This window comes from Streptomyces swartbergensis (assembly GCF_002148965.1).
In the GTDB taxonomy this organism is placed as follows: domain Bacteria; phylum Actinomycetota; class Actinomycetes; order Streptomycetales; family Streptomycetaceae; genus Streptomyces; species Streptomyces swartbergensis.
This window is the reverse complement of sequence record NZ_NGFN01000774.1, coordinates 1-880: the sequence shown is the minus strand read 5'-3', so window position 1 is coordinate 880 and position 880 is coordinate 1. Positions and strand designations below refer to the sequence as shown.

The following is an 880-nucleotide window of genomic DNA, read 5'->3' as shown; positions in this document are numbered from 1 at the left end:
GAAGATCACGGGTACGGGGGTCAGCACGCAGCCGGGCAGCCGTCTTCAACCCGTCCAGCCGGGGCATGACGACGTCGAGGAGCACGAGATCGGGCCGTACTTGATGGACGATCTCCAGGCATTCGAGGCCATCGGACGCGGTTACGACCTCAAACCCCTCCAGCTCGAGATTGACCCTGATCAACTGCCGGACGAACTTGTTGTCGTCCACAACGAGCACCCGACTCGACGTGCTTCGCTCAACTCTCGAGCGGGCCTGCTCAGGCCACGGGACAGGCTGCTCCTCCCTCAAACCCCCTGCTGAGGCCACCTCTGTATCCGCGCCATCGGGAGGCGACTCGGGGCCGGTCCTCAAAGACTCACTCATCCAGGCGAGCAACGCCTCACGTCGTCGGTTGAGGTCAGCTCTGTCCACCACGACATCGGACTCGGCTTGCTGCAGGGCGTGACCGATCACGGAGTCCAGCTCGTTGGAGCGGCCGTCCTGGAACTCGTTGCTCATGTGCGTGCCTCCTTTCGCAGCGCACTGGGTGCCTCGTGTCGGTCATTGACGAAGGGTGCTAGCTCTCTTTGGAGTCTTCGGCGGACCTCGGCCACGTGTTTGCGGACGCCGGACGGCGCTATCTCAAGGAGTTCGGCGATTACCGGCGCAGGGTGTTCCTCCAGGAAGTACAGCACGGCGACTCGTCTACGTGCTGTCGGAAGACTGTTGATCACGTGTAGGCAGTGATCTGCCGCCAGCCGTAACAGAGCCAGATCCGCAGGGTCGAGCTGAGCACGGTGGTAGCGCTCGGCCACTTCGGGCTGCAGCTTTTTGAGGTTTTCGGAGCGCCGGATGCCGTCGATCCACATGTTCTTGCATGTCCGGCGTAACCAGGCC

2 protein-coding genes are annotated in these 880 nt (G+C 62.7%); both read right to left on the bottom strand.

What is annotated here, in order from left to right; all coding sequences use genetic code 11:
• Window positions 1-367: response regulator (locus CA983_RS49780; RefSeq protein ID WP_143645883.1), on the bottom strand; the 367-nt coding region annotated here is incomplete at its 3' end.
• Between the two features lie 131 nt (window positions 368-498).
• On the bottom strand, window positions 499-880 hold a 382-nt coding region (locus tag CA983_RS45675), incomplete at its 5' end, for an RNA polymerase sigma factor (RefSeq protein WP_208637193.1).